Genomic DNA, 24,114 nt, shown 5'->3' on the forward strand with positions numbered 1-24,114 from the left:
CCGCGTGTTCCGCTATTTGGAGAGTTCGATCACCTGGTCGGCGCTGGTGACCATCACCCATTTGCCGCCGCGCTGCTCGATCGACGAGACGGTGCTGGAGTCGGGCAGCTTCGAGCCGCGCTGGACGATCCACAGGCCGGCGTCGTCCTCGATCATGGCGCGGCCGTTGGCGACATGGACCATGCGGAATTTGGCATCGCCCGGAAAGGGCTGCTCGTCGGCGCCGGGAGGCTGGGACTTGTCCTCCGGATCCTGCAGCGTACCGGTGGCGAACAGGTCGACATCGGGAACATCGTTCGCGGTCAGCGGTTGGCCGGAATTTTCCATCTGCGAGCCGCCGCTGACGCGCCCGGCATTGGTGCCGCTGCCGCCGAACTTGATTGCCTGGACGCCGAACTGATCCTGATTGAAGAAGATATACCAGGGGAACAGCGCGCAGATCAGGCCGAGCGTGATGCCCAGCGCGGCAAAGACGATATCGCTGCGGCGGTCATCGTTCTTTTTCACCCTGGGAAACTGCGCCCTTGGCGGCTGCGGCCAGTCGACGTCGGGAAAGAGCCCATCGAGAAGCGAGTCACGGCTGGCCGCGATCGCCTCGTTGAGTTCGGCATGCGGAGCCTTGGGCTGTGGGGGCTTGGCGAAAGTCGGGGGCGCAGGTCTGGCCACCTGGGGGAAGGCAGGCTTGCTGACATCGCGCTGCGCAGTTTCGACTGTCCTGAGCGATGCGGGCACGGTGTCGCTGGTTGGAGCAGGCTTGGCCATTTTGCGCGAGGCGGACTTGGCCGCTTTGCGCGCCGCCAGCCTGGCTGCTTTGCGCGACGCGGCCTTGGACGCGTTGCTCGATATGAGTTTCACGCTTCGCGATGCAAGCTTGGACACGCCGCGCAAGGCAGCCTTGGGCGCACCGACCAAGGCACGCCTGAAGGCGCTGGGCGTGGATGGCTCACCCATGCCGGGCAAGGCCAGGTTGGTCACGCTCGGCAAGGCAGGCTCAGACGAGCCGAGCAAGGCCGGTTCGCGCACGCTGCGCAGCGCAGGCTGGACCAGTCTCGGCAAGGGTGGCTTGGCCGCCCTGGCCAATGCGGCCGCGGTTTTGGCTGCCTTGGCGCGATCAGCTTTCGCCTTGGCAACCCTTGCTTCGTCAGCCCTGGCTTCCTCGGCGGCGCTAGCCTCGGCCAGCATCTCGCGCAGGAGCCGCTCGGTGTATTGGCGCTCAGTCTCCGGCATCGACACTTTGCTTGCCTTTCAGATGACGGGCGAGGTCGGAGAATGCGTCGCTCGAGGCGCGGTCCTTCGGCGACTGCGTCAGCGCTTCATAGATCAGCGGCACCTGGCGCACCGCAATGTCGAGTTCGGCATCGGCTCCGCCCTGGTAGGCGCCGAGCAGGCGGATATCGCGCGTGTCCTCGAAGCGCGAGATCATCGACTTCAGCCTGGTCACCAGCATGCGCTGCTCGGGGCTCCATGCCTTGTCGGCGAGGCGCGAGATCGACGACAGCGGGTTGACGGGCGGATAACGGCCCTGTTCGGCTATGGCGCGGTCGAGCACGACGTGGCCGTCGAGAATACCGCGCACCGAGTCGGCGACCGGGTCGTTGTGGTCGTCGCCGTCGACCAGCACCGAGATGATGGCGGTGATCGACCCTTTTCCTTCAGCACCCGGCCCCGCGCGCTCAAGCAGTTTGGGCAGGTCGGTGAAAACCGAAGCGGGATAGCCGCGGGCGACCGGTGGTTCGCCGGTGCCGGTCGCCACTTCGCGCAACGCGTGGGCAAAGCGGGTGATCGAATCCAGCACCAGGAGCACACGGTGACCCTGGTCGCGAAAATGCTCGGCAACGCGCATGGCGGTATCGGGCGCGCGACGGCGCATCATGGCGCTCTCGTCGCTGGTGGCGACGACAGCGACGGTCTTGGCCATGCTTTGCGCGCCGATCGTGTCTTCGAGGAATTCGCGTACCTCGCGGCCGCGTTCGCCGATCAGCGCCACAACCACGGTGTCGAAGGCGTCGGCGCCGGCCAACATGGCGAGCAGCGTCGACTTGCCGACGCCGGATCCGGCAAAGACGCCGAGGCGCTGGCCGAAGCAGAGCGGCGTGAAGATGTCGATGACCTTGACCCCGGTCGTGAAGGCGGTGCCGACGCGCTGCCGCGACATGGCGCCGGGCGTAGCGCCGTCGCCGCTTGCCGCTTCGCCGTTCCTGATCAGCGGCGGCCCGCCGTCGATGGCGCGAGTCAGCGCGTCGATGGCGCGCCCGCGCCACGAGGCGTGCGGCGTCACCACCAGCGGACCACGCCGAAACACGGCGTCGCCGATTCCGGCATCTGCGCTGCGCTCGAAGGGCGCGATGACGACCTCGTCGCGGCCGATCCTTACGATCTCGCCGCGGCGCGTGCCGGCTTTGCCGCGCTGCTCGACGAGGTCACCCAGCCTGGCGATTTCGGACAGGCCGCGCACCTTGTAGTGCGTCGGCGAAACCTCGACGACGCGGCCGCCGCGCCGCAGCAGCGTTTCGGTATCGTCGAACCGACGCCAGATCCGTTCCAGCGCAGCCAGCCGGTTTTCCGGCGCTGCTTCCGGCTGCCGTTCAAGCGCACGTATCGATGATCGGCTGCTCGACATGCCGCTACGTCTTGGAGCCGAGCGTCTTGATGGCGTCGCCGGTCGAGGCGTCGGTCTGGCGCATCAGCGCCGCCGTGTTCTCGAAGGCACGCTGGACCATGATCAGGCGCGTCATCTCCAGCACCGGATTGACGTTGGATTCCTCGACAAAGCCTTGCGCGACACCCAGATCGGCGCGGTCGGTGACCGGCTCCGGCGTGCGCGAGGGAACGATGCCCGAATTGCCGTAGCGGACGAAGTTCGGGCCCGGGTCGAAATTGAACAGGCCGATGGCGCCGACAAGCTTGTCGCCCTGGCGCAGCGAGCCGTCGGCGCCGGCCTTGGGCGGGCCGTCGCGCGGGTCGAGCTGGATCGGCGCGCCGCCGGCATCGAGCACCGGATGGCCCTCGAGCGACATCAGCTCACCGTTCTCGTTCATCGAAAACCGCCCGTCACGCGTCATCACGGTGCCGGCCGGCGTATCGATGCCGAACCAGGCATCGCCCTGGACGGCGAAGTCGAACGGGTTGCCGGTCTCCGTCATCGCGCCGTGCGCGCCGGAAAGATAGGTCTTGCCCGAAGAGGCGAACGACACTGATTTGGGACCGCTGCCGGAGACCACATCCTCGAACTTCACGCCGGTGGCGCGAAAGCCGATGGTCGAGGCATTGGCGACATTGTCGGCGATGGTGTCGAGTCGGCGCTCGAGCGCGATCTGCGAGGAAAGGGCGACGTAGAGGCTGTCCTGCATGGGTGCTCTCAGAATTTCAGTTTCTGCATGGCCATCATCAGATCGGTCGAGATGCCAACGGTGGTCGGTTGGGCAAACAGCACACCAACCGAGGTCTGGGCTGTCGAGGTCGGGTGGTTGATTTCCCACAGGCTGGTGAAGCGGGTCAGGAATTTGTCGAGCTTGGCGGGGTCGGTGAAATCGGTGAGGTCGAGCTTTGCCTCGAAGGCCTGCGCCTGCTTGTCGATGTCGGCGGTGGCGAAAGAATCGGGCAGGCCGATCGCGGTGCGTACCACGCTGGCCAGGGCCGTATCGGCCAGCACGTCGTACCAGTTGGTGATCGTCGGCGCCTTTCGTTCGAAATAGAGCGCCAGCCGCACACCTTCATTGGTCTTGCCGGCATCTTCTTCCAGCGTCTGACGCATGTATTTGTCGACGACCGGCTGCTGTGAGGCGCTGCGGGTGGTCGCCGCTTCGCCATAAGCCTCGAAATTCAACGAGGTGGCGAGCCTGGCGAAGGCCTTGTTGTTGGCCTTGTTGGCGACGCTGTCCGGGTCACGGACGCCGCCTTCCAGCACCCTGCGGATCAGGTCCTTGCTGACGCTTGCCGGATCGATCCCGCTGGCCGACATCGCATAATTGTAGAGCCGGCTGTCGGCCATCAGATCGTCGATCGACTTCACCTTGGTGATGTTGGCGAGGTAGTAGCTGGTCTCGGCCTGGACAGCATCCGCATTCGGCTTGATGAGACCAAGACTGGACTCGGTCGTGTAAAGCTTCGGCGTGGTCTTCAGCACGGCGTCGCGCGTGGTCGTCTGATCGCCATATTGGGCAAAGTCGAAGGCGGCGACGAAGTTGGCGTAGCTCTTGTCGGTCAACAGGTTGGCGGGGCTGAACGGATCGGTGACGCCGCCGTTGACCATCGTGCGAATCTGCTTCGCCGTCTGGGTCGATGCGTCCAGCCCATAGGCAGCCATGGCCAAGGTCAGCAGGCGCTTGTCCTTCAGAAGGTCTTCGATCGACTTCACCTTGGAGATGTTTGCCGCGTAGTAGTCGGACTCGCCCTTGATGTATTGCGCGGTCGGCTTGACCAGCACCAGCCCGGTTCCGGCCATGATCGCCTTTGGAACCGCCTGCTGGACGGCGTCGCGTGCTGTCGCCTGGTCGCCATACTGGACGAAGTCGAAGGCGGCGACGAAAGCTGCATAGCCCTTGTTGGTCGACGTGTTCGCCGGGCTGTTCGGGTCGGTGACGCCGCCTTCCAGCATCGCCCGGACGGTCGCCGGCGCTTCGGCGTCGGCGTCGAGGCCGAAGGCGGCCATCGCATAGGTGAGCAGGCGGTCGTTGCCCATCAAATCGTCGATCGATTTGACGTTGGAGATGTTGCTAATGAAGTAGGACGTCTCGCCCTTGTAGTAGTCGAACCCGTTCTGCAAGGCGCCAAGCCCAATTTGGGCCGCATAGTTCTTGGTCACGCCCTGCTGCGCGGGATTGTAGCTGGTGGCATCCGCGCCCAACGCTGCGAAATTGAAGGCCGAGACGAACTCGGCATAGCGCTTGTCGGTCAATTTGTTGGCGAAGCTGTCGGGGTCGGAGACGCCCTCCCTCAGGGCTTTGACCATGAAGGCCTTGGCGTAGGCCATGTCGCCAAGGCCGAAGGCCTTCATGGCATAAGTGAACAGCCGGGTGTTCTTGACGAAATCGTCGATCGATTTCACGCTGCCGATGTTGGCCAGATAGTAGTCGGTGTCGCGCTTGGTGACCGGGTCCGCCTCGATGCGGTCGATCGCCTTGGGAATATCCCTGGCGATGAGCTGGTAGCTGGTAAAAGTGCTCAACACGACATGCCTCCGGTCGCAGCTTCAGAGTCAGAGTATGCGGACTTGCTTGCGCGAGGCTGAATCGGCCATGCGTGATTCAAGCCTCACACAAGGCACGGGGGCTATCGATTAGGCCTGACGTGATGTGGAAGGATCTGGCGTGGGCATTCTGATCGGACTGGTGGTGACGCTCGGCTGTGTTCTCGGCGGCTTCATGGCCATGGGCGGCCATCTGCATGTGCTGATGCAGCCCTGGGAAGCGGTGGTCATCTGCGGCGCCGCGCTCGGCACCTTCCTCGTCGCCAACCCGATGAAGACGGTCAAGGACACCGGCAAGGGCATTCTCGAAGCCTTCAAGCAGGCGGTGCCGAAGGAGCGCGACTATCTGGAGACGCTGGGCGTCCTGCACAGCCTGATGCGCGAACTGCGCTCAAAGTCCCGCAGCGAGGTCGAAGCGCATATCGACAACCCCGAGGAATCGGCGATCTTCCAGGCGTTCCCGACCGTGCTCAAGAACCACGATCTGACGCATTTCATCTGCGACTATTGCCGCATCATCATCATCGGCAATGCGCGCTCGCATGAGATCGAGGCGCTGATGGACGAGGAAATCCAGACCATCAAGACCGACAAGATGAAGGCCTATCACGCGCTGGTGGCGGTGGGCGACGGTTTGCCGGCGCTCGGCATCGTTGCCGCAGTGCTCGGCGTCGTCAAGGCGATGGGCGCGCTCGACCAGTCCCCGGAAATCCTCGGCGGCCTGATCGGCGCCGCCCTTGTCGGAACCTTTCTCGGCATCTTCCTGTCCTACGCCGTGGTCGGACCGGTCGCCACCAAGATCAAGACGGTGCGCGAGAAGAAGAACCGCCTCTACATCATCGTCAAGCAGACGCTGCTCGCCTACATGAACGGCGCCTTGCCGCAGGTGGCGATCGAGTTCGGCCGCAAGACCATCTCGTCCTATGAGCGGCCGACGATCGATGCCGTCGAGCAGAGCACGATGAACACCGCCTCCGCCGAGAAGAAAGCGGCCTGAGCCATGCATGACGACAGACAGGACCGCACGCCGTCATGACAAGTCCTGGCAGCCCCTCGCAAGCCCGCTCGCTGATCATCGAGCGTCTGGTCGGTGACAGCGGCGAGGCCGGTCATGTCATCGGCACCGGGCGATCGATGGGCGAGCGCGCCCTGCCGCTGCTGCAGAAGAGCCTGGCCGGCGGACTCGGCGCCCAAGTTACCGTCGACCTGCGCGCGGTCGAGGTCAGCCGCGTGCCTGATGCGCGCGTGCATGCCGGCGACAGCTTTGCCATGACCATCATTGCATCGCCGACTTCTTCCGATGCTATGACGCTGGTGATCGATGCGCCGGCCATCGCGGTGATGGTCTGCGCGCTGTTCGGCGGCGATCCGGATCAGCCCGTTGCGCCGATCGAGCGGGAGCTGTCGCAGATCGAGACGGATGTCGCGACGACGGTCTTCCAGGAGGTTGCGCAGGCGCTGAACGGATCGGGCCGCCGCTCGCTCGAGTTGCGGCTGCCTGTGCCGCGGGCGCTTTCGGGCAGCGAAGCCAGACGCCGGGTGCTGCGCGACGGCGCGGCGGTGCGCATCGTGTTCGGCATTTCGACGCCGACCGACAGCGGCACGGTCACGGTGATGATCCCGCAGCGCATCCTCTTGGCGACGCGCGGTATCGCCGATGTCCAGGACGGCGAAGGCACGACCTCCGACTGGCGGGCACGCTTTTCGGAAGAGGTGATGCGCTCGACGGTGACGCTCGAAGCGACCATGCCGCTGGCGCGCCTGACGCTCGGCGACCTCGCCGGCTTCGAGCCTGGCCAGGTGATCGAATTCGAGGAAACGGCGCAGTCGCACGCCAGGCTGAGCGCGCGCGACAAGACGCTGTTTGTGTGCGAGTTCGGTAAACTCGGGCAGAATTACACCGTCCGGATCAGGCATCCTTACGATGCCGGTCAGGATTTTATCGATGGGCTCATGCCGGGCTGACGCCGGGCAAACCCAAGCATTTGGAGACGACTTATGGCCAAGACCAAGGTGGAAGCCAATATCGACCAGCCGGACGAACAGCTCGACCGCGCCATCGAGGAATTGCGCGGCGTCCTCCAGGAGGAGGAAAAGCGGCCCGACGCTGCGTTGCGTGCCGCCATGTCCGGCACCAATTCGAACGTCATCATGAGCATCCCGGTCGACGTGCAGATCATCCTCGGCAGCACCGAAATGCCGGTGTCGGACCTGATGGCGCTGCAGAAGGGCTCGACGGTGGCGCTGAACCGGCGCATCGGTGAGCCGGTCGATGTCGTGGTCAATGGTCGCAAGATCGCGCGTGGCGAGATCACCGTGCTGGAAAGCGATCCGTCGCGCTTCGGCATCAGGCTGACCGAAATCATCGCTGCCACCAAGAGCGCCTGAGGGACAGACGACATGCGGTCTCAGCCACGATCGGAGCGGATGCCATGACGACGCAGGTGACGCTCACGCGCCCGCAAAAGGCTGCCGCCATCCTGGTAGCGATGGGCAAGCCATCGGCCAGCCGCCTTCTGAAGTTTTTCAAGCAGGAAGAACTGAAGGCGTTGATCGAGGGGGCGCGTCTGCTGCGCACCATTCCGCAGAGCGATCTCGAACGTATCGTCGCCGAATTCGAGGCCGAATTCACCGAAGGTGCCGGCCTGCTCGATTCCGCCGACCGGATGGACACCATCCTCAATGAATCGCTGTCGCCCGAAGAGATGAGCGCCATCATGGGCGACAAGCGCTTCGAGGTCGCGCCGGAAGGACCGCCGCCGATCTGGCCGGAGCTGGAAAAGCTCGAACCGACGCGTCTCGGTACATTCCTTGCCACCGAGCATCCGCAGACCGCAGCCATGGTGCTGTCGAAGCTTGCGCCGCAGGCCGCCGCCAACATCCTGCTGACCTTGGAAAAGCCGATGCGCAGCGAGATCATCAAGCGCATGGTGACGATGGCGACGATCCCCGACGCCGCCGCCAGGATCATCGAAAACCAGCTGCGCGCCAGCGTGCTGGCGCAGACCGCGACCAAGGACATATCGGCCGGACAGGCGCGCGTTGCCAGCGTGCTCAACGAAATGGACAAGCCGCAGCTGGAAGAGGTCATGCAGGACCTGGAAGAGGCCGGCACGCCGGATCTCGGCGGCGTCCGCTCCAGGCTGTTTGCCTTCGACGATCTGCCGCTTCTGACCCAGAAGGCGAGGGTGCTTCTGTTCGACGGGCTGTCGACTGAACTGATCACGCTGGCGCTGCGCGGTGCGGCGCCCGCATTGACAGAGTCGGTGCTGTCGGCAATCGGCGCCCGGTCGCGGCGCATGATCGAGTCCGAGCTCGGACAGGGTTCGGAAGGCATCCAGCTTGCCGACATCATGGCGGCGCGCAAGAACGTTGCGGTGGCGACGATCCGGCTTTCGCGCGAGGGGGCCTTCGAACTCCCCTCGTCGCAGCAGAGCGAGGCGGCGTAGAGCCGAGCGCTGACCCCAAATGGCTGAGGCGGCTGACAAAGACTCCAAAACCGAAGACGCGACAGAAAAGAAGATCCGCGACACCATCGAACAGGGCAAGCTGCCCCATTCGCGGGAAGCCGCACTCCTGGCGTCCTTCATTGCCATATTGGTGTTCACCGTCTTCTACGCCAAGGACGCGGTGGTCGATCTCGGCATGTTCCTGTCCATGTTCCTGGAGAAGCCGGAGGCGTGGCCGATGGACACCGAGACCGACGTCATCGCGCTCTACAAGACCGTGATGATGGAGATCGGCCGTGCCGTCTTCAGCCTGCTGGTGCTGCTGGTGGTGGCCGGCATCGGCGCTTCGGTGCTGCAGAACATGCCGCAATTCGTCGGCGAGCGGATCCGACCGCAACTGTCGCGAATCTCGATCAGCAAGGGATGGACCCGGCTGTTCGGCGTGGAGGGTTTCGTCGAATTCCTGAAGTCGCTTGGCAAGCTTGGCTTTGCCAGCATCGTGCTCTACTTCACGCTGTCGCAGGATTACCGCCAGCTCCTGGCCGGCATGATCACCAACCCGGTCGCTTTCGGCCTCGTTATCAAAAGCATCGCCGTCGACATTTTGGTGGCGACCGTCTTCGTCATGGGGCTGATCGCGTCTGTCGACATCGTCTGGTCGCGCTTCCACTGGAAGCAGGATCTGCGCATGACCAAGCAGGAGGTCAAGGACGAGTTCAAACAGTCCGAAGGCGACCCGATCATCAAGTCGCGGCTGCGCTCGCTGGCACGCGACCGGGCGCGTAAGCGGATGATGACGGCGGTGCCGCGCGCGACGCTGATCATCGCCAATCCGACGCACTTTTCCATCGCGCTCAAATATGTCCGCGACGAAGATTCAGCACCCATGGTGCTGGCCAAGGGACAGGACCTGGTGGCGCTCAAGATTCGCGAGATCGCCAAGGAGCACAACATCCCGATCTTCGAGGACGTTGCGCTCGCCCGCTCCATGTACAAGCAAGTTTCGGTTGATAGCGTGATCCCGTCGCAATTCTACCAGGCCGTCGCCGAACTGGTGCGGATCGTCTACTCGAAAAAGGCTGAGCGGAGACAAATTCAATGAACCGCCAACCGCACGCAAAATCCCGCGAACTCATCGTCGCCAAGGCCATCGAGCAGGTGGTGGATGAGTTGCGCCTGATCGATGTCGCCGACTACATCGCCTTCATCCGGCTCGAGCATTTCGCTTGCCTGTCGGACCTCGTGGATTCGGCTGTGGAACTGTTCTTCCTGCCCGGCACGCTGCGGCTCGGCCACGGCGGCGAAGCGCATGTCGACTGGAGCGGCAGCCCGCGGATTGTGCTCGATCTCGAGCTCAGGCCGCCCGGCGTGACCGTCTATTTCCAGCTGACGCTGAGCGAGGAGAGGTCTTCGGTCGCCGTCAACTATGTCTCGTTCGAGAAACCCGGCGAGGATCCCGAGCACAACACGGCCTTGCTGGAGACGGTGATCGAAGAGGCGCGCATCCGCAGAACCGAGCCGCTCGCCTATCGCTGATTTTTTTGCCCGCTATCTCAATCGTCTGAGTACGCCGGCCTGAAGGCAGGCAGGCGTTACTCGATCAACCCCAGCCGCAACGCCTTGGCCACCGCCTGGTTGCGGTTGACCGCGTTGAGCTTCTGGGTGGACTGGGTGAGATACTGGTTGGCGGTGTGGACCGACAGCTTCAACAGCCTGGCGATCTCTTCGCTGGTGTTGCCGTTGGCGGTCAGCTTCAGGCACTCCAGCTCCCGCTTGGAGATCGATCGCATCCGGCTGGAATCGTTGGGACGAATGCGGGCGACGGCGGCGAACAGCGAGAAACAGCGGGCGTGGATTTCGTAGAGCGTGTCTTCCGGCAGAGCGATCGTCGAGCCCAGGAACACCACCAGCCCGCAATGACCGCGATCGGCATGAACGGGAAAGGCGATGCCGTTGGTGCCCGGCGCCAGCGGCGCCGTGCGCTCCGTCCAGGCGAGGTTCTTGAAGACGGCATCCGAGCCGGCGATGCCGTCATCGGCCCACCAGCGCGGCGCCGTGGAAGTGCCGCTGTGGCGCACCATCTCCTCGCCATTGGCGCCGGCGATGAACTTGGTCGCGACAGCGGTAGCGGGATAGTCGGAATCGAAGCTCGGCACCAGGCGCGCGCGTTCCGGCGAAGGGCTGACGAAGTAGAGGCCGAAGGCTGACGCGTTGATGTCGACGGCGATCCAGCGGCAGCGCCGCACGGCGTCCGGGATGGTGACGGCGTTGTGCGTTTCGGAACCGATGGAGAAGGCGCCGAACGGATTGCGCTGCTCGTTGAAGAGGGCTTCGGCCGCCGCCTTGATGTCAGCGTGTTTCAAATGATGCCGCTCCTGATCGCCGTGGCGATGGCCATCGCGCGGTTCGAGGCCGCGAATTTCTGGATGGCGTGGGTGATGTAGCTGTTGACGGTGTTGGAGGAGACCCCGAGGATCACCGCGACCTCATCGGTGGTCTTGCCTTCCGACACCCAGAACAAGCATTCGCGCTCGCGGTCGGACAGCGGGTCCTGCATGGCGGCGGCGGCGACCAATTGCGGAATGGCGGAGAGCGCATAGCAGCACTTCAACTGCGCCTTCATCAGCGCCGGCTGGTCGATCTTGCCGGCCTCGGCCGCCGAGAACAAGGCAAACAGCCGCTGGCGGCCGACATTGAGCCGCAGCGAATAGACTTCGGCATGGCCAAGCACGTCGAGCAGGCGCGCTTCCTCGCCGGTGAGCAGCCTGCCGGCGTCGGGCGCTTCGGCGGCCACCAACGGCTTCGGGCGGATGCCCGGTGCCACGGTCAGCGGCCCCTGGGCAAGGCCGGCGATCAGCCGCTTGCCGATGAGTTCGATGGCGTCGAAGATCCAGTTGGAGGAGACGATGCGGGCGTCGTTGCGGTCCTGGTCGTGGACAATGGCGACGAGCATGTAGCTGTCGGCGCCGATCTCGGCGGCAAGCTGCATGAAGAACGAGGTGAGATCGCCGCGGGACGCGAGGCGCGAACCTGATGTGTCGGATTGCAGAAGCGCGGCGGAGCTGCTCATTGGATGCTTTGGTTGTATGTCATGGCCGGAATCTTTTCTTGAGCCCGGAGCCGGGGTCACCAGCGGCCGAACTTGAAGACGCATCACGTTTACGAAGCACTCACACGGCGCGGTGTCGCGCAGATCACCGAATCCATCAGGGAACGCGAAGCCGTCCGCGTCTGGTGCCGGTCAGAGGCCGGTACTTGAGACTTTGGGTGGTCGCCGCGCCCCCCAAGGACCGGCTGATTCGGGTCTAATCTACCCGCAGATGAATCCGACATCAAACGCGATTTGACAAAATCGATTTTTCTGGACTCAGGCGACTCGGGGGCGCCTTCCGTGGTTTTTTCCTGCCTCGAGCGACCTGAAACGCCGACACGAAAAAGCCAGAGGGTGTTGCGACACTGCCGTATCGAGGAACGATCGATTCCGATAGGTTCTCGGCGACCGGCAGGGGTGGGCATCCCTTCGGTCTTAAAAGGCGGATTTGGCGGCGCTTGCTTCGCAGCCATCAGCATTCGGGGGTAATGATGAAGCGGGTTTTCCTGGCGTTCACGGTGGTGCTTGCCGTTCTTGCCGGTGTGGTAGCTGGCAAGGCGGAGCCGATCGTCACCTATGCGCTCGACAACGGGCTGCAGGTGGTGCTGGTGCCGGACCATCGTGCGCCGAAGGTGGTGATGAACCTGCGCTATCGCGTCGGGTCGATGAATGAGCCCGCGGGACGCTCAGGCTTCGCGCATCTGTTCGAACATCTGATGTTTTCCGGCACGCCGGCCTGGCCGAACGTGTTCGGTGCACACGCCGCGCTCGGCAACGAGATCAATGCATGGACCACCGAAGACGGCACGGTCTATTACGTCGACGGGCTGTCGTCGTCGCTGCCGATGATCCTGTCGCTGGAAGCCGACCGCATGGCCAATCTCGGCCGGTCGGTAACGCAGGCCAAGCTCGATTTGCAGCGTTCGGTGGTCAAGAACGAAATGCGCCAGAACGTGCTTGACAAGGCCGGCGCGTCCGGTTGGGAAGCTTTCTGGTCCGGCCTGTTCCCGAAGCCGCATCCCTATAGCCGCATGGTCATCGGCTCGGTCGCTGACCTCGACGCGGCGACGCTCGACGATGTCAGAGGGTTCTTCAACAGCTACTATCTGCCCAACAATGCGGTGCTGGTGCTGGTCGGCGACCTCAAGGTCGACGACACCAAAGCGCTGATTGCCGATACGTTCGGCCGGGTGGCGCGCGGCTCCGACGTGGCGCGACCCGCCGTGCCGGAACCGGCGCAGGCCCGGCTGAAGCTGGTGCTGGAGGATCGTGTGCCGAGCCCCGTTGTCGTGGTCGGCTTCAGCGGCCCGGTGGCGCAGTCGCCGGACAATGGCGCGCTCAGCATTGGAGCCGAACTGCTCGGCAATGGCGAGTATGGATTTCTGCGCAACCGGCTGGTTTCGCAATTGGGCATTGCCACCTATGCCAGCGCGAACTGGACCGGCGGCCTGCTCGGCGGTCGCTTCACCTTCGAGGCGGGTGCGGCCGAAGGCGTAGCGCCGGAGGCGCTGGAAAGCGCGATGAAATCGGCGTTCGCCGATTTCCTCAAGACGCCGCTCGATCCGGCCGATGTCGAGCGCGCGCGCACCGGCCTGTTGCAGGCCGCGCGGCTCGGCAATGAAGGGCTGAAGGACCGCGCCGGCACTGTCTCCTACAATGCCGACGTGCTTGGCGATGCGCAAAGCGCGCTGGTCGACGATCCGCGCGTCAAGAACGCCAGCGCGGCGGACGTCGAAGCGACGATGAAGCGGCTGTTGAAATCGGAAGACGCCAGCGTGCTGGTGCTGAAGCCCGGCCCGCGCGGCAGCTATCCCGATGCGCTGATCGGTTCGTCCGGTACGCCGCTGCCGTTCACCGCGCCGGAGCGAGCAGCTATCGACATTCCGAAGCATGCGGCCGGGCAAGCGCCTTCGGCGACATTGCCGGCAAAAGAAACGGCGACGCTGTCCAATGGCATCAAGCTCGTCCACTACACCATGCCGGAAGCGCCGATGGTCTATGTGGCGGCCAGTGCCGCAGGCGGCTGGAACAGCGTGCCGGAAGGCAAGGAAGGGCTTCTGGAACTTGCTGCAAGCATGGCAACGCGCGGCGCGGGGACACGCGGCTCGGCCGACTTCGCCAAGGCGGCGAGCGACATCGGCGCCGGTGTCGGCTACCAGGCCGGCGCACTGACCACGACGATGACGCTTGGCGTGCCACCGGAAAAACTGGGCCAGGGTCTTGGCCTGCTTGCCGACGTGGTGCTGAAGCCGCGTTTCGACAAGACCGAATGGACGGTGCTGATGGCGCAGACGACCGACTGGCTGAACGGCCGCGAGGCGGACCTGCCGGGCGTTGCCGGCCGCGCGGCAAAGGCAGCCCTTATCCCGCAGGTGCCGGGCAAGGCGGCGGTCGACTGGTCGGCGACGGCGCTGGCCTCGATCTCGCTCGACGAAGCGCGGGATGCCTTCAAGACGGAGTTCACGCCGAAGGCCGTGACCTTCTACAGCGTCGGCCCGATGCCGGTCGCGACTGTTGCAGCCGGCCTCGAGAAAGCATTCGGCGCGTGGACAAGCGACGCCGCCGGCTATGCCGTCGAGCAAGCGCCGGCGGCGCATTTCGGTGGCGGCCAAAAGGTGCTGCTGGTGCCAGAACCCGGCGCCAGCCAGTCGGCGCTGTTCGTCGCGCGGCCGGCGCCCGGCACCGACGAAAGCGAGCGCGCCGAATCGACCGCGGTCTCCAATCTGCTCGGCGCCGATTTCTCCAGCCGGCTGAATTCGGTGATCCGCGAGGAAAAGGGCTATTCCTATGGCGTGTCGAGCTATCTCATGAGCCCGATGAAGGCCGGCTCGGGACTGGTCGTGGCAACAACCGTCGAGCGCGCCAACACCGGACCGGCGATCACCGAAATTCTCAAAGGGTTTGCCGGCCTGACCACCTTGCCGGTGGCGCAAGACGAGGTCGACCGCACGGTGACCGTCTATCGCCGGGCGCTCGCCGGATCGGCCGAGACCTCGGCCGGCCTGTTCTCCTCGCTGATTGGCGCGGTTGGCAGCGGTTCGACGCTTGAGGACCAGCAAGGCCGGATGACGGCGCGCACAAAGCTGACCCTCGATGCTGTGCAGAAACAGGCGCTGGCGCTATCGTCGCTCGATCCGTCACTGCTAGTGGTTGCGGGCGATCCTGACGTGGTGATGCCGCAGCTCGCCGCGATCGGCCTTAGAGATGTGCAGGTCGTCAACCGGGACGAGACGGAGGAGCAGACCGCGATGCGGGCGCTTGACCTTCTCGGCAACAAGAGGCAAGCGCCTCTGTCCGCATCGCCATGGCGGGTGGGTGATGGTGGCACGACGCGGGCGGTGCACGCCTGCGCCGGTGACAGGGATTGCGGCGCGCAGATTCACGCAGACTGATCAGTTCGACGCGCGGCCGCCGGCCGCGTTGAAATCTTGGGCAACTCTGTTTCGGGGGAAACGATGAGCGATTCATTTCGGGAAGTAACGTCCGTCTCGTGGTTCGGGCGGATCAAGCGCGCGGTCGGCGGGGTCATCTTCGGTCTCATCCTGATCGTGCTGATGGTGATCGGGCTGTTCTGGAACGAGGGCTGCGCCGTGCAGACGGCACGCTCGCTGGCCGAGGGGTCCGGAGCGGTCGTTTCGGTCGGCGCCGACAGCGTCGATGCAGCCAATGACGGCAAGCTGGTCCATGTGAGCGGCCCGGTGACGGCCGATAGCGGCCTGGCGGATCCGGATTTCGGCATTGCCGCGCAGGGGTTGCGGCTGTCGCGCAGCGTCGAGATGTATCAATGGAAGGAAGAGTCCAAGTCGGAGACGACGAAAAAGCTCGGCGGCGGCGAAGAGACGGTGACGACCTACAGCTATTCCAGAGTGTGGGACGACAGCCAGATCGACTCGTCCGATTTCAAGAAGCCGGACGGCCATCAGAATCCGTCAATGGCAATCCACAGCCGCACATTCCAGATCCCACAGGGCAAGCTTGTCGCCTTCGATCTGGATACGCCGGTGCTGGACCGCATCGAGGGAGACAAGGACTATTCGCTATCGGCCGATCAGTCGGCGGCGATAAAGGCCGCTTATACCGGGACGAAGCCGCTCAGCATCGTCGATGGCAAGATCTATCTCGGCGACGACAACACGACGCCTGCTTTGGGCGACTACCGCATCGGCTACGAACTGGCGCCGCTGGGCGTGGTCAGCATCGTCGCGCGCCAGGCCGGCAACCGGGTCGAACCCTACCAGACGCAAGCGGGCGATGCGCTGCTGATGGTCGATACCGGCAACGTGCCGGCCGAAAAGATGTTCGCCGACGCGGTCAGCGCCAACACGCTGATCACCTGGCTGTTGCGCGGCGCCGGCCTGTTTTTGCTGACCATCGGCTTTGCACTGTTCCTCAGCCCCATCGGTGTGATCCTCGATGTGATACCGTTCCTCGGCAGCATCGCGCGGATGGGCACTGGCATCATCGCCTTCGTCCTGGCGATCCTGGTTGGCACGACGACAATCGCGATTGCCTGGTTCTGGTACCGGCCAGTGCTGGCGGTCGCCATCCTGGCGGCAGGGGTGATCGCGGCGGTGGCGGTCTACTATATCGGCCGTTCACGCAAGGCAGCAGCACCGATGACCACACCAAGCACCGGCGCACCGGCCTAGGTCGCGGACCGATAGATTGGAAATGACCGAGATTGGCGGAGGTTTCTATCGGGTATGAACGATCAGGTCACACGAGCGTTGGCGCATCTGCGCGGAGGCCGCGAGCAAGGCGTAGGGGACGAATTCTATCCAGTCACGCTGAACTTTCATCCGGATATCGCAGTTGACGGCAATTTGGTTATCGATCTCCTCGCCCGGCACAGAACCTATCGTTCTCAATTCGAGACAGGCACAAGCAGTGGAGGTCGTTCAGCTCATCCGGGCGGTGATCGATGGAATTGGGAGAGCCGGATATTCGGGGGCGCGTATGACGTGGGTCACCCATCGCTCCGACCGAAATATGGAGCTCTGAACTATCGCCTTGATCCTGTTGGCGGATCACGTCGCTTTGGATCATGTCACCTTCGCCTGGCGCCGCACGTCCGTTCCCGCACTTCATTTTGCTACCCCGACAGCCATTTGGAGCCGTGCCATTTCGCAGTTGACGATGTCCGTCCGCTTGTCACACTTGCCTCGGAAAATGAACTCGCTCTCGACCCTTGGCTCGACAACTATATCGAAGCGCATATTCATGGCCCGCTGAGCACGGTGGACGATGTCGACGCTGTCGTTCTCGACCCGTCGTTTCGTGACACTTCCATAGAGAAAGCCGCTGGTTCACTCGGTTGCCGGGTGGAATGGCACGACGGTTTCCGGTTGCCGGAGGAGCGGATTGCCGATTACGAAATATACCGGGGTGCGGCCGCGGCGAGCGCGATCAGTAGGATTGCTGAGGACAAGGTGGTAACGCCCGCCATCCTCGGACATGCTCGCGATCGGCTGCTCGACTATCAGACGGCGAAATGGGTCTGGCACTGCATCGCCCGGTTTGGTCACGAGTAAGGAATCGGCAGCATTCGGAAACATCAAACAAGGCCCGAGCGTCTTAGAAGAGGTCGTTTGCCGACTGGCGGCTTCTATCTCCCGCCGGATCCTGATTCGGGCTAAACACGAGCCATTGTGGTATGGCCTAACGGACTTCGAATGCCGACACCGCCAACAAGCCGCGAGGCGTGCCGCGTGTCGAACGAGAGGGCGCGCCTGCAAACCGCCCCATATGTTTCCTACCGATCCTCGAATCCGGTCAGTACCCCGACGGCGTTGATGCCGATCTCCTCGACGGCATAGCCGCCTTCCATGACGAACAGCGTCGGCAGGCCGAGCCTGGCGATGCGATGGCCGATCTTCGGATAGTCCGGGCTTTTCAGCTTGAACTGGCTGATCGGATCCTTCTCGAATGTGTCGACGCCGAGCGAGACGATAACGATATCGGGCGCGTAGGCGGCGAGCCTGGCGCAGGCGTCTTCCAGTGAGGCGCTCCAGGCGTCCCAGTCGGTGCCGAAGGGCATGGGATAGTTGATGTTGAAGCCTTCGCCTTCGCCTTCGCCGCGCTCATCGGCATGGCCGAGGAAGAATGGGTACTCGACCATCGGATCGCCATGCAAATTGAGAACCTGCACGTCGGCGCGGTCATAGAAGATCTCCTGCGTGCCGTTGCCATGGTGGTAGTCGACGTCGAGGATCGAGACACGGCTAGCGCCCTGGTCGAGGAACCATTGGGCGGCAACGGCGGCGTTGTTGATGAAGCAATAGCCGCCCATGAAGCCAGCGCCGGCGTGATGGCCGGGCGGGCGGCAGAGCGCGAAGGCGGACCGCTCGCCGCCCTTGACCAAAACGGCTGCCGTCAGCGCCACGTCATAGGACGATTTGATCGCAGTCCAGGTGCCCTCGACGAAGGTGGCGCCGGCGTCGAACGAGTAATAACCGAGCAAGGCATCGACGCGCTGCGGCGGCACGTCGCCGCGCAGGCCGCGCGTCGGCCAGGTGAAGGGCATCGCCGTGCCCTTGTGGCCCTCAGCCGTCCAGCGCGGCCAGACCGTCGGCAGGAAGTCGATGTAGTCGGTCTTGTGAATGCGCTTGGCCGCAGCGAGATCATGCTCGACGGGTCCGATGATCGGCCCGAGCTTCTCGCTCTCGACCCGCGCCTTGATAAACTCGGCCCGCGACGGCTTTTCGAAACCCGGCACGATGGCTGATGTAACCAGCTCCATCTGGCCTGAATGGCCGGCATGGAACGGCGAATAGACAGTCTTCATGAAATTCCTCTCGAAGTGTGAAATCAGTCAAGATTGAGATAGGGGGTTACCAGAGCCAGCCACATTCTTTCCACATCGTCCTCGATGAGGTCGTATGTCTTGCGATCCCGTTTCAAACCTACGAGCCGGCAAGCGTGCCCGACATCCATCATCAGCACGCCGAGCCGGCTGGCGATCTTGTCTTCAAGCGCCGGGTTCACATGCTGCAGCCATGCGGCGTACAGCGCGATGATCTGCTCGTCATATTCGTCCTGGATGGGTCTCAGATCGGCATTGCCGGAGATGGCTTCGATCACCGGCATCAGGGTGGCGTTTTCGAGATAAATCCTGGAGGTATCGATGAATAGCTTGCGCACTTCCTGTCGGAACTCGTCGCGGTTGGTGGGCGGGGGGACCTCGATGCGCCTGGCGATCACCTCGGGAAAGGAGGACAGCCAGCGCCGGGCGAGGTCGAGAAGAATGGCTTCCTTGTTGGGGAAGTACTGGTAGAGCGACCCGACCGACAGGCCAGCGCGCCGCGCAATGGCGAGCGTCGTCGGAGTCTTGGTTCCTTGCTCCCGCGTCAGGGTCAGCGCCGCGTCGAGAATCCGGTCGACCACCTTGCTCGACCGCTCCTGCCGCGGCTGCTTGCGCGGTTCGAGCGCCATCCTGGTTTCGCGGCTGAGACTGCGCTTCACGGCTGATGTCCTCGTCGCCCGCTGGGTCTCAACACTGGCGCTGGGTGTTGTCCAAAATACATTCGAAATTCGGCACGTTGACAAACGCGAATAATTAGTCGCATTCTTTTATCCACGCTGTTTTCGGAGATCACAAGGGGAATTTCAAAACAGCGCACTGGCATCAGTTTTCGCCCGATAGCGCCGCGCCAGCGGAGTGAAGGTTGTCGGACAAGAGGGTTGCCGGTCTCAGTCAGTCGTCAAAAGCGCGGAGTCGCGATGTCTGTCACGGGTGCGGGTGCTGATCTGATCGTCATCAATGGTCGCGTACAGACCATGGACGATGACAATCCCGCCGCCGAGGCCATTGCCGTCAAGGACGGCGCCATCATCGCCATCGGCAGCCGCGCTGCAATCGAAGAACTCAAGGGACCAGCCACAAAGACCATCGACGCCATGGGCGGCTCGGTGATCCCAGGCTTCATCGAAGCCCACATGCATCTGTTTTCGGGTGGGGCCGAGCTCGCGCATCTTCAGCTTGGCGGCATCCACGGCTTCGAGGCGCTGCAGAAGGCGATCCGCGACTATGCGTCGACGCGGCCCGAGGCGAAGATGCTGGTCGGGCAGGGCGTCGATTATACCGTGCTCGGCGCCGAGCGAGTGACGCGCCATCATCTCGACGCCATTCTGCCGGACCGCCCTTTCTGCATGGCAGCGCCCGACCATCACACGATGTGGGCCAACACCAAAGCGCTGGAGATGGCCGGCATTCTGCAGGGGCGTACGCTCGGTCCGGGCAATGAGATCGTCATGGGCGAGGATGGCCTGGCCGCTGGTGAATTGCGCGAGGGGGAGGCGTTCGGTCCGGTGCTCGACCTGGCCGGCGAGAGCCGGGTGCGGCTGGGGCTGTCGACCGGCGGTGAGCCCGATCCGATGCCGTCGGCCGTCGAGCGCGCCGCCGACCGCGACATCATGCGGCGCGGGCTTGCCTGGTGCGCGCGCCAAGGCATCACCTCGATCCAGAACATGGACGGCAATCTCTACCAGCTCGAATTGCTTTCCGAGATCGAGGCCGAGGAAGGCTTGCCCTGCCGCGTCAAAATCCCGTTCCACTACAAGAATTTCATGACGCTCGACATGCTCGACAAGGCCTCCGTGATGGCTGAGCGCTACGACAGCGAGTGGCTGTCATCGGGCATGGTCAAAGTGTTTTATGACGGGGTGCTCGACTCCTGGACCGCGGTGATGGTCGAGCCCTATGCGGACCGTCCCGACTGGGTCGGCGAGCCGCTGTTCACGCCGCAGCAATTCATCGATCTCGCCGTGGCCGTCGACAAACGCGGGCTGCAGATCGCCGTGCACTCGATCGGCGATGGCGCGGTGCGCGCGGTGCTCGACGGTTACCAGGCGGCGCAGAAGGCCAACGGCAAACGCGACAGCCGGCACCGGGTCGAGCATATCGAGGTCACCACCGCCGCCGATGTGCCGCGTTTCGCCGAACTCGGCGTCATCGCCTCGATGCAGCCGCCGCATCCGCCCGGCGCCATGGATTTTCCGCTGGAGCCGACCGTATCGCGCATCGGGCCGGCCCGCTGGCCGCTGAGCTATGCCTGGCGCACGCTGAAGGATGCGGGCGCGCATGTCGTGTTCGCGTCGGACTGGCCGGTGGCGGTGATCGACCCGATCCTGGGCATCCAGGCGGCAATGCTGCGCAAACCGTGGGCAGAAACCGATCCGGACCAGAGCTTCTCGCTGCAGGAGGCGCTTGCCGCCTATACGGTCGAGGGCGCCTATGCTGAATTCGCCGAACACCGCAAAGGCGGGCTGAAGCCGGGCTATATGGCGGATCTGGTCGTTCTTTCGGCCGATATCGAGAAGACGGCGCCGGCGGACCTGCACAAGGTACGGCCGGTGACGACGGTCTGTGGAGGCAAGGTTACCTACCAGGCCTGAGAATGGCATGCGGCTTGCGAAGCTTGCAGCTTGCAGGGCGAATTGACTGACTGAACTGTGGTTCAAGGCCGGACTTGCCAACCTACCGGCCGTGTGGTCACATCGAACAGGGGAAAAACCCCGCCGAAAAGAGCGGGGTCAACAGTGAGGCGTATCGTGCCGGACAAACCGGATCGGAATGCAATTGAAGTCGTAAACGTCAGCAAAATTTTCGGATCAGGAGAAGGGCAGGTCGCTGCCCTCGACACGGTCTCGGTATCCATCCGCGAGAACGAGTTCTTCACTCTGCTGGGACCATCCGGCTGCGGCAAGACCACGTTGCTGAGGCTGATTGCCGGCTTCGACTTTCCAACCGCCGGCGAAATCCTGCTTTACGGCCAGGACATTGCGCCACTGCCGCCGTTCAAGCGGCCGGTCAACACCGTCTTCCAGTCCTACGCGCTGTTCCCGCACATGACCGTCGCCGACAATATCGGCTTTGGCCTCGAAATGCTGGGCAAGCCGAAGGCCGAGATCACGGCACGCGTCGGCGAGATGCTCAAGCTGGTGAAGATGGAGGCGCTGGCGGGTCGCCGCACCAGCCAGATCTCCGGCGGCCAGCAGCAGCGCGTGGCACTCGCCCGGGCGCTGGCGCCACAGCCCAAGGTGCTGTTGCTCGACGAGCCGCTCTCGGCGCTCGACTACAAGCTGCGCAAGGAAATGCAGATCGAGTTGAAGCGGCTGCAGCACGAGACCGGCATCACCTTCATCTTCGTCACCCATGACCAGGAAGAAGCGCTGACCATGTCGGACCGCATCGCCGTGATGTCGTCTGGCAAGATCCTGCAGGTCGGCTCGCCGCGCGACATCTACGACCGGCCGGCCGAGCGCTTCGTCGCCGATTTCATCGGTGAGTCGAATTTCCTCAAGGCGGACGTGGTCGGCGCGACTGGTGGCCGGGCGACGGTGAAGCTGTCCTCTGGCGTGGAAATCCCGGCCTCGCTGCCGGAAGGTTTCAGCCCCAGCGGTAAGGTCACGATCGTCGTGCGTCCCGAGCATGCGCAACTGGGGGCAGCCAGCCCGAGCGCTTCGCTGTCCGGCACTGTCGAGAACATCGTCTATCTCGGCACCGACACGCACTTTCACTTGCGCCTTGCCGGTGGCGAACCGTTCATCGTGCGGCGTCAGAACAGCCGCGGCGCCGGCGACGGCATCGTGCAGGGCGGCCACGTCGGCATCGCGATCGGCAACGACGCCGCGCAAGTACTGAAGGACTGATCATGGCGACCGCGGAAGAAGTCGCCAAGGCAGTGGAGCGGCGCGATGTGCGCGACCGCTGGCTGCTGTCAGCGCCGGCATTGCTGGTGATTTTTCTCGCCGCGACCGGCCCCTTGCTGATCGTGCTGGTCTACTCGTTCCTGACACCCGGCTCCTATGGCGATGTGAAGTGGCAGTTTTCGCCCGATGCATGGCTGTCGGTGTTCATGGAACGCGACATTTTCGACGACACGCTTTCGCTTGCGGCGGCGCATGTCACCATTTTCTGGCGTTCGATCAAGCTGGCGGTGGTGACGACCATCGCCACTTTGGCGCTCGGGTTTCCCACCGCCTATTTCATGGCGACGCGCAGTGAGAAGACCAGGGATCTCTGGCTGTTCCTGATCACCATTCCGTTCTGGACCAACCTTCTGATCCGCACCTTCGCCGTGCTGCAGATCATCCGCAACGAAGGCATCATCAACACCATCCTGCTCAAGCTCGGCATCGTCTCGGCCCCGGTGCAGATCCTCTACACCGACACCGCGATCCTGATCGGCATGGCCTATGTCTACCTGCCGCTGATGGTGCTGCCGATCTATGCCAGCATGGAGAAGCTCGATTTCCGGCTGGTCGAGGCGGGCTACGATCTCTACGCGACACGCTTCAAGGTGCTGCGCAAGATCATCTTCCCGCTGGTCAAACCCGGCGTCATCGCCGGTTCCATCCTGGTCTTCATTCCGGCGCTCGGCGCTTATGTGACGCCCAGCGTGCTTGGCGGCGGCAAGAACATGATGCTGTCCAACCTGATCGAATTGCAGTTCGGCCAAGGCCGCAACTGGCCGCTTGGCTCGGCATTGTCGATCACGGTGATGATCATCGTCATGGTGGCGCTGCTTGCCTATGTGCGCAATGCCGGCAAGTCGGGGGTGCGGCATGGCTAAGAACTTTTCCATCAAGCACCAGACCGGCTTCACGGCGATCGCCGCGACCTGTTTCATCGTGCTCTATCTGCCGATCATCGTGCTGGTCGCCTACGCCTTCAATGCGTCGAACTCGACATCCGAATGGGGCGGGTTCTCGATGAGGTGGTTCCTGTCGGCCTACCAGAATTCGCAAGTGATCGACGCCACCTTGCGCTCATTCCAGATCGGCGCCGTCGCAGCAGTGCTGTCGACGATCTTTGCCACCATGGCGGCACTGGCCACCACGCGCACGGCGCCTTATCCCGGCCTGACCTTCAAATATGCGGCGATCAACCAGCCGCTGATGGTGCCCGAGATCGTCACCGGCGTGGCGTTGCTGATCTTCTTCTCGCGCATCAAGATCTTCACCGGCTATTCCGGCCTCGGCTATCTGATCGCCGCGCACACGGCGTTCTGCATTCCCTTCGCCTATCTGCCGATCCGGGCGCGGCTTGAGAACATGGACCTGACGCTTGAGCGCGCCGCGGCCGATCTCTACGCCACGCCATGGAAGACCTTCCGCCGCATCACGCTGCCGCTTTTGTGGCCCGGCATCCTGGCCGGGCTGATGCTGGCCTTCGTTATCTCGCTCGACGACGTCGTCATCACCGAGTTCGTCAAGTCGGGCGGCCAGGACACGCTGCCCACCTACATGCTCGGGCAGATCCGCCGCGGCATCACACCCGAGATCAACGCGATATCGACCGCCTTCCTGCTGCTTTCGGTCGCGATCGTCACGTTGTTTTTCTTTGTCAGCAGGAAACAAGACTGAACCTACAATGGGAGTTAAAA

Annotated in this window: 21 protein-coding genes; 13 read left to right on the forward strand and 8 right to left on the reverse strand. The window is 63.5% G+C overall.

The window, feature by feature from the left end; genetic code table 11:
- Nucleotides 1–12 precede the first annotated feature (12 nt).
- Genes ACWGTO_RS09330 through ACWGTO_RS09345 form a run of 4 tightly spaced genes read right to left on the reverse strand, consistent with a single transcriptional unit; the run spans nt 13 to nt 5,170 of the window.
- Nucleotides 13–1,227 carry a hypothetical protein gene (locus ACWGTO_RS09330; protein WP_454574564.1) on the reverse strand — a complete coding sequence of 405 codons (1,215 nt, stop codon included), beginning with the start codon at nt 1,225–1,227 and terminating at the stop codon, nt 13–15.
- Nucleotides 1,214–2,620: a flagellar protein export ATPase FliI gene (fliI, locus tag ACWGTO_RS09335; protein ID WP_454574565.1), complete on the reverse strand. Its 1,407-nt coding sequence runs from the start codon at nt 2,618–2,620 to the stop codon at nt 1,214–1,216. The genes ACWGTO_RS09330 and fliI overlap by 14 nt, the downstream gene beginning before the upstream one ends.
- 4 nt (nt 2,621–2,624) lie before the next feature.
- Complete coding sequence (gene flgF / locus ACWGTO_RS09340) at nt 2,625–3,350, reverse strand: flagellar basal-body rod protein FlgF (RefSeq protein ID WP_454574566.1); 726 nt, start codon at nt 3,348–3,350, stop codon at nt 2,625–2,627.
- Between the two features lie 8 nt (nt 3,351–3,358).
- Nucleotides 3,359–5,170, reverse strand: coding sequence for a DUF1217 domain-containing protein (locus ACWGTO_RS09345; protein ID WP_454574567.1), 1,812 nt, complete (start codon nt 5,168–5,170; stop codon nt 3,359–3,361).
- Between the two features lie 139 nt (nt 5,171–5,309).
- Here ACWGTO_RS09345 and motA point away from each other — a divergent pair, with 139 nt between their 5' ends.
- From motA to ACWGTO_RS09375, 6 genes are read left to right on the forward strand one after another with little or no spacing between them, the layout of a single operon-like run.
- The gene (gene motA / locus ACWGTO_RS09350; RefSeq protein WP_181057535.1) at nt 5,310–6,185 is read left to right on the forward strand and encodes a flagellar motor stator protein MotA; all 876 of its coding nucleotides are present in this window, start codon (nt 5,310–5,312) and stop codon (nt 6,183–6,185) included.
- A 35-nt stretch (nt 6,186–6,220) separates the two neighbouring features.
- On the forward strand, nt 6,221–7,153 hold the full coding sequence (locus tag ACWGTO_RS09355; protein ID WP_454574568.1) for a FliM/FliN family flagellar motor switch protein: 933 nt from the start codon (nt 6,221–6,223) through the stop codon (nt 7,151–7,153).
- Between the two features lie 33 nt (nt 7,154–7,186).
- Nucleotides 7,187–7,576 carry a flagellar motor switch protein FliN gene (gene fliN, locus ACWGTO_RS09360; protein ID WP_454574569.1) on the forward strand — a complete coding sequence of 130 codons (390 nt, stop codon included), beginning with the start codon at nt 7,187–7,189 and terminating at the stop codon, nt 7,574–7,576.
- Nucleotides 7,577–7,620: 44 nt separating this feature from the next.
- A complete protein-coding gene (locus ACWGTO_RS09365; protein WP_454574570.1) occupies nt 7,621–8,637 on the forward strand; it encodes a flagellar motor switch protein FliG in 1,017 nt (338 codons plus the stop codon).
- A 19-nt stretch (nt 8,638–8,656) separates the two neighbouring features.
- Nucleotides 8,657–9,739: a flagellar biosynthesis protein FlhB gene (gene flhB, locus ACWGTO_RS09370; protein ID WP_454574571.1), complete on the forward strand. Its 1,083-nt coding sequence runs from the start codon at nt 8,657–8,659 to the stop codon at nt 9,737–9,739.
- Nucleotides 9,736–10,173, forward strand: a complete 438-nt coding sequence (locus tag ACWGTO_RS09375) for a hypothetical protein (protein ID WP_023671756.1) — start codon at nt 9,736–9,738, stop codon at nt 10,171–10,173. Before flhB ends, ACWGTO_RS09375 begins: the two co-directional genes overlap by 4 nt.
- A 56-nt stretch (nt 10,174–10,229) precedes the next feature.
- On the opposite strand, the gene ACWGTO_RS09380 is transcribed toward ACWGTO_RS09375, so the two are convergent.
- Both ACWGTO_RS09380 and ACWGTO_RS09385 read right to left on the reverse strand, forming a co-directional pair.
- Complete coding sequence (locus ACWGTO_RS09380; RefSeq protein WP_454574572.1) at nt 10,230–11,000, reverse strand: response regulator transcription factor; 771 nt, start codon at nt 10,998–11,000, stop codon at nt 10,230–10,232.
- Complete coding sequence (locus tag ACWGTO_RS09385; protein ID WP_454574573.1) at nt 10,997–11,707, reverse strand: helix-turn-helix transcriptional regulator; 711 nt, start codon at nt 11,705–11,707, stop codon at nt 10,997–10,999. Before ACWGTO_RS09385 ends, ACWGTO_RS09380 begins: the two co-directional genes overlap by 4 nt.
- 512 nt (nt 11,708–12,219) lie before the next feature.
- Here ACWGTO_RS09385 and ACWGTO_RS09390 point away from each other — a divergent pair.
- The 3 genes from ACWGTO_RS09390 to ACWGTO_RS09400 all read left to right on the forward strand — a co-directional run bounded on the left by ACWGTO_RS09390 (nt 12,220) and on the right by ACWGTO_RS09400 (nt 17,259).
- A complete protein-coding gene (locus tag ACWGTO_RS09390; RefSeq protein WP_454574574.1) occupies nt 12,220–15,120 on the forward strand; it encodes a M16 family metallopeptidase in 2,901 nt (966 codons plus the stop codon).
- A 63-nt stretch (nt 15,121–15,183) separates the two neighbouring features.
- Nucleotides 15,184–16,377: a TMEM43 family protein gene (locus ACWGTO_RS09395; RefSeq protein ID WP_454574575.1), complete on the forward strand. Its 1,194-nt coding sequence runs from the start codon at nt 15,184–15,186 to the stop codon at nt 16,375–16,377.
- A 54-nt stretch (nt 16,378–16,431) separates the two neighbouring features.
- Entirely contained in the window at nt 16,432–17,259 is an 828-nt protein-coding gene (locus tag ACWGTO_RS09400; RefSeq protein ID WP_454574576.1) for a DUF3626 domain-containing protein, read from the forward strand.
- A gap of 221 nt (nt 17,260–17,480) precedes the next feature.
- Here the strand turns inward: ACWGTO_RS09400 and ACWGTO_RS09405 are convergent, their stop codons facing one another.
- Nucleotides 17,481–18,512, reverse strand: a complete 1,032-nt coding sequence (locus ACWGTO_RS09405; RefSeq protein ID WP_454574577.1) for a histone deacetylase family protein — start codon at nt 18,510–18,512, stop codon at nt 17,481–17,483.
- A 23-nt stretch (nt 18,513–18,535) separates the two neighbouring features.
- Complete coding sequence (locus ACWGTO_RS09410; RefSeq protein ID WP_454574578.1) at nt 18,536–19,159, reverse strand: TetR/AcrR family transcriptional regulator; 624 nt, start codon at nt 19,157–19,159, stop codon at nt 18,536–18,538.
- 288 nt (nt 19,160–19,447) lie between these two features.
- On the opposite strand from ACWGTO_RS09410, the gene ACWGTO_RS09415 reads away from it, so the two are divergent.
- The 4 genes from ACWGTO_RS09415 to ACWGTO_RS09430 all read left to right on the forward strand — a co-directional run bounded on the left by ACWGTO_RS09415 (nt 19,448) and on the right by ACWGTO_RS09430 (nt 24,094).
- Complete coding sequence (locus ACWGTO_RS09415; protein WP_454574579.1) at nt 19,448–21,121, forward strand: amidohydrolase; 1,674 nt, start codon at nt 19,448–19,450, stop codon at nt 21,119–21,121.
- Nucleotides 21,122–21,277: 156 nt separating this feature from the next.
- On the forward strand, nt 21,278–22,378 hold the full coding sequence (locus tag ACWGTO_RS09420) for an ABC transporter ATP-binding protein (protein ID WP_454574580.1): 1,101 nt from the start codon (nt 21,278–21,280) through the stop codon (nt 22,376–22,378).
- A 2-nt stretch (nt 22,379–22,380) separates the two neighbouring features.
- Nucleotides 22,381–23,301 (forward strand): ABC transporter permease, encoded by a 921-nt coding sequence (locus tag ACWGTO_RS09425; RefSeq protein ID WP_454574581.1) that lies wholly within the window; start codon nt 22,381–22,383, stop codon nt 23,299–23,301.
- Nucleotides 23,294–24,094 (forward strand): ABC transporter permease, encoded by an 801-nt coding sequence (locus tag ACWGTO_RS09430; RefSeq protein ID WP_454574582.1) that lies wholly within the window; start codon nt 23,294–23,296, stop codon nt 24,092–24,094. Before ACWGTO_RS09425 ends, ACWGTO_RS09430 begins: the two co-directional genes overlap by 8 nt.
- Nucleotides 24,095–24,114 lie beyond the last annotated feature (20 nt).

This window comes from Mesorhizobium sp. PL10, from assembly GCF_053714315.1.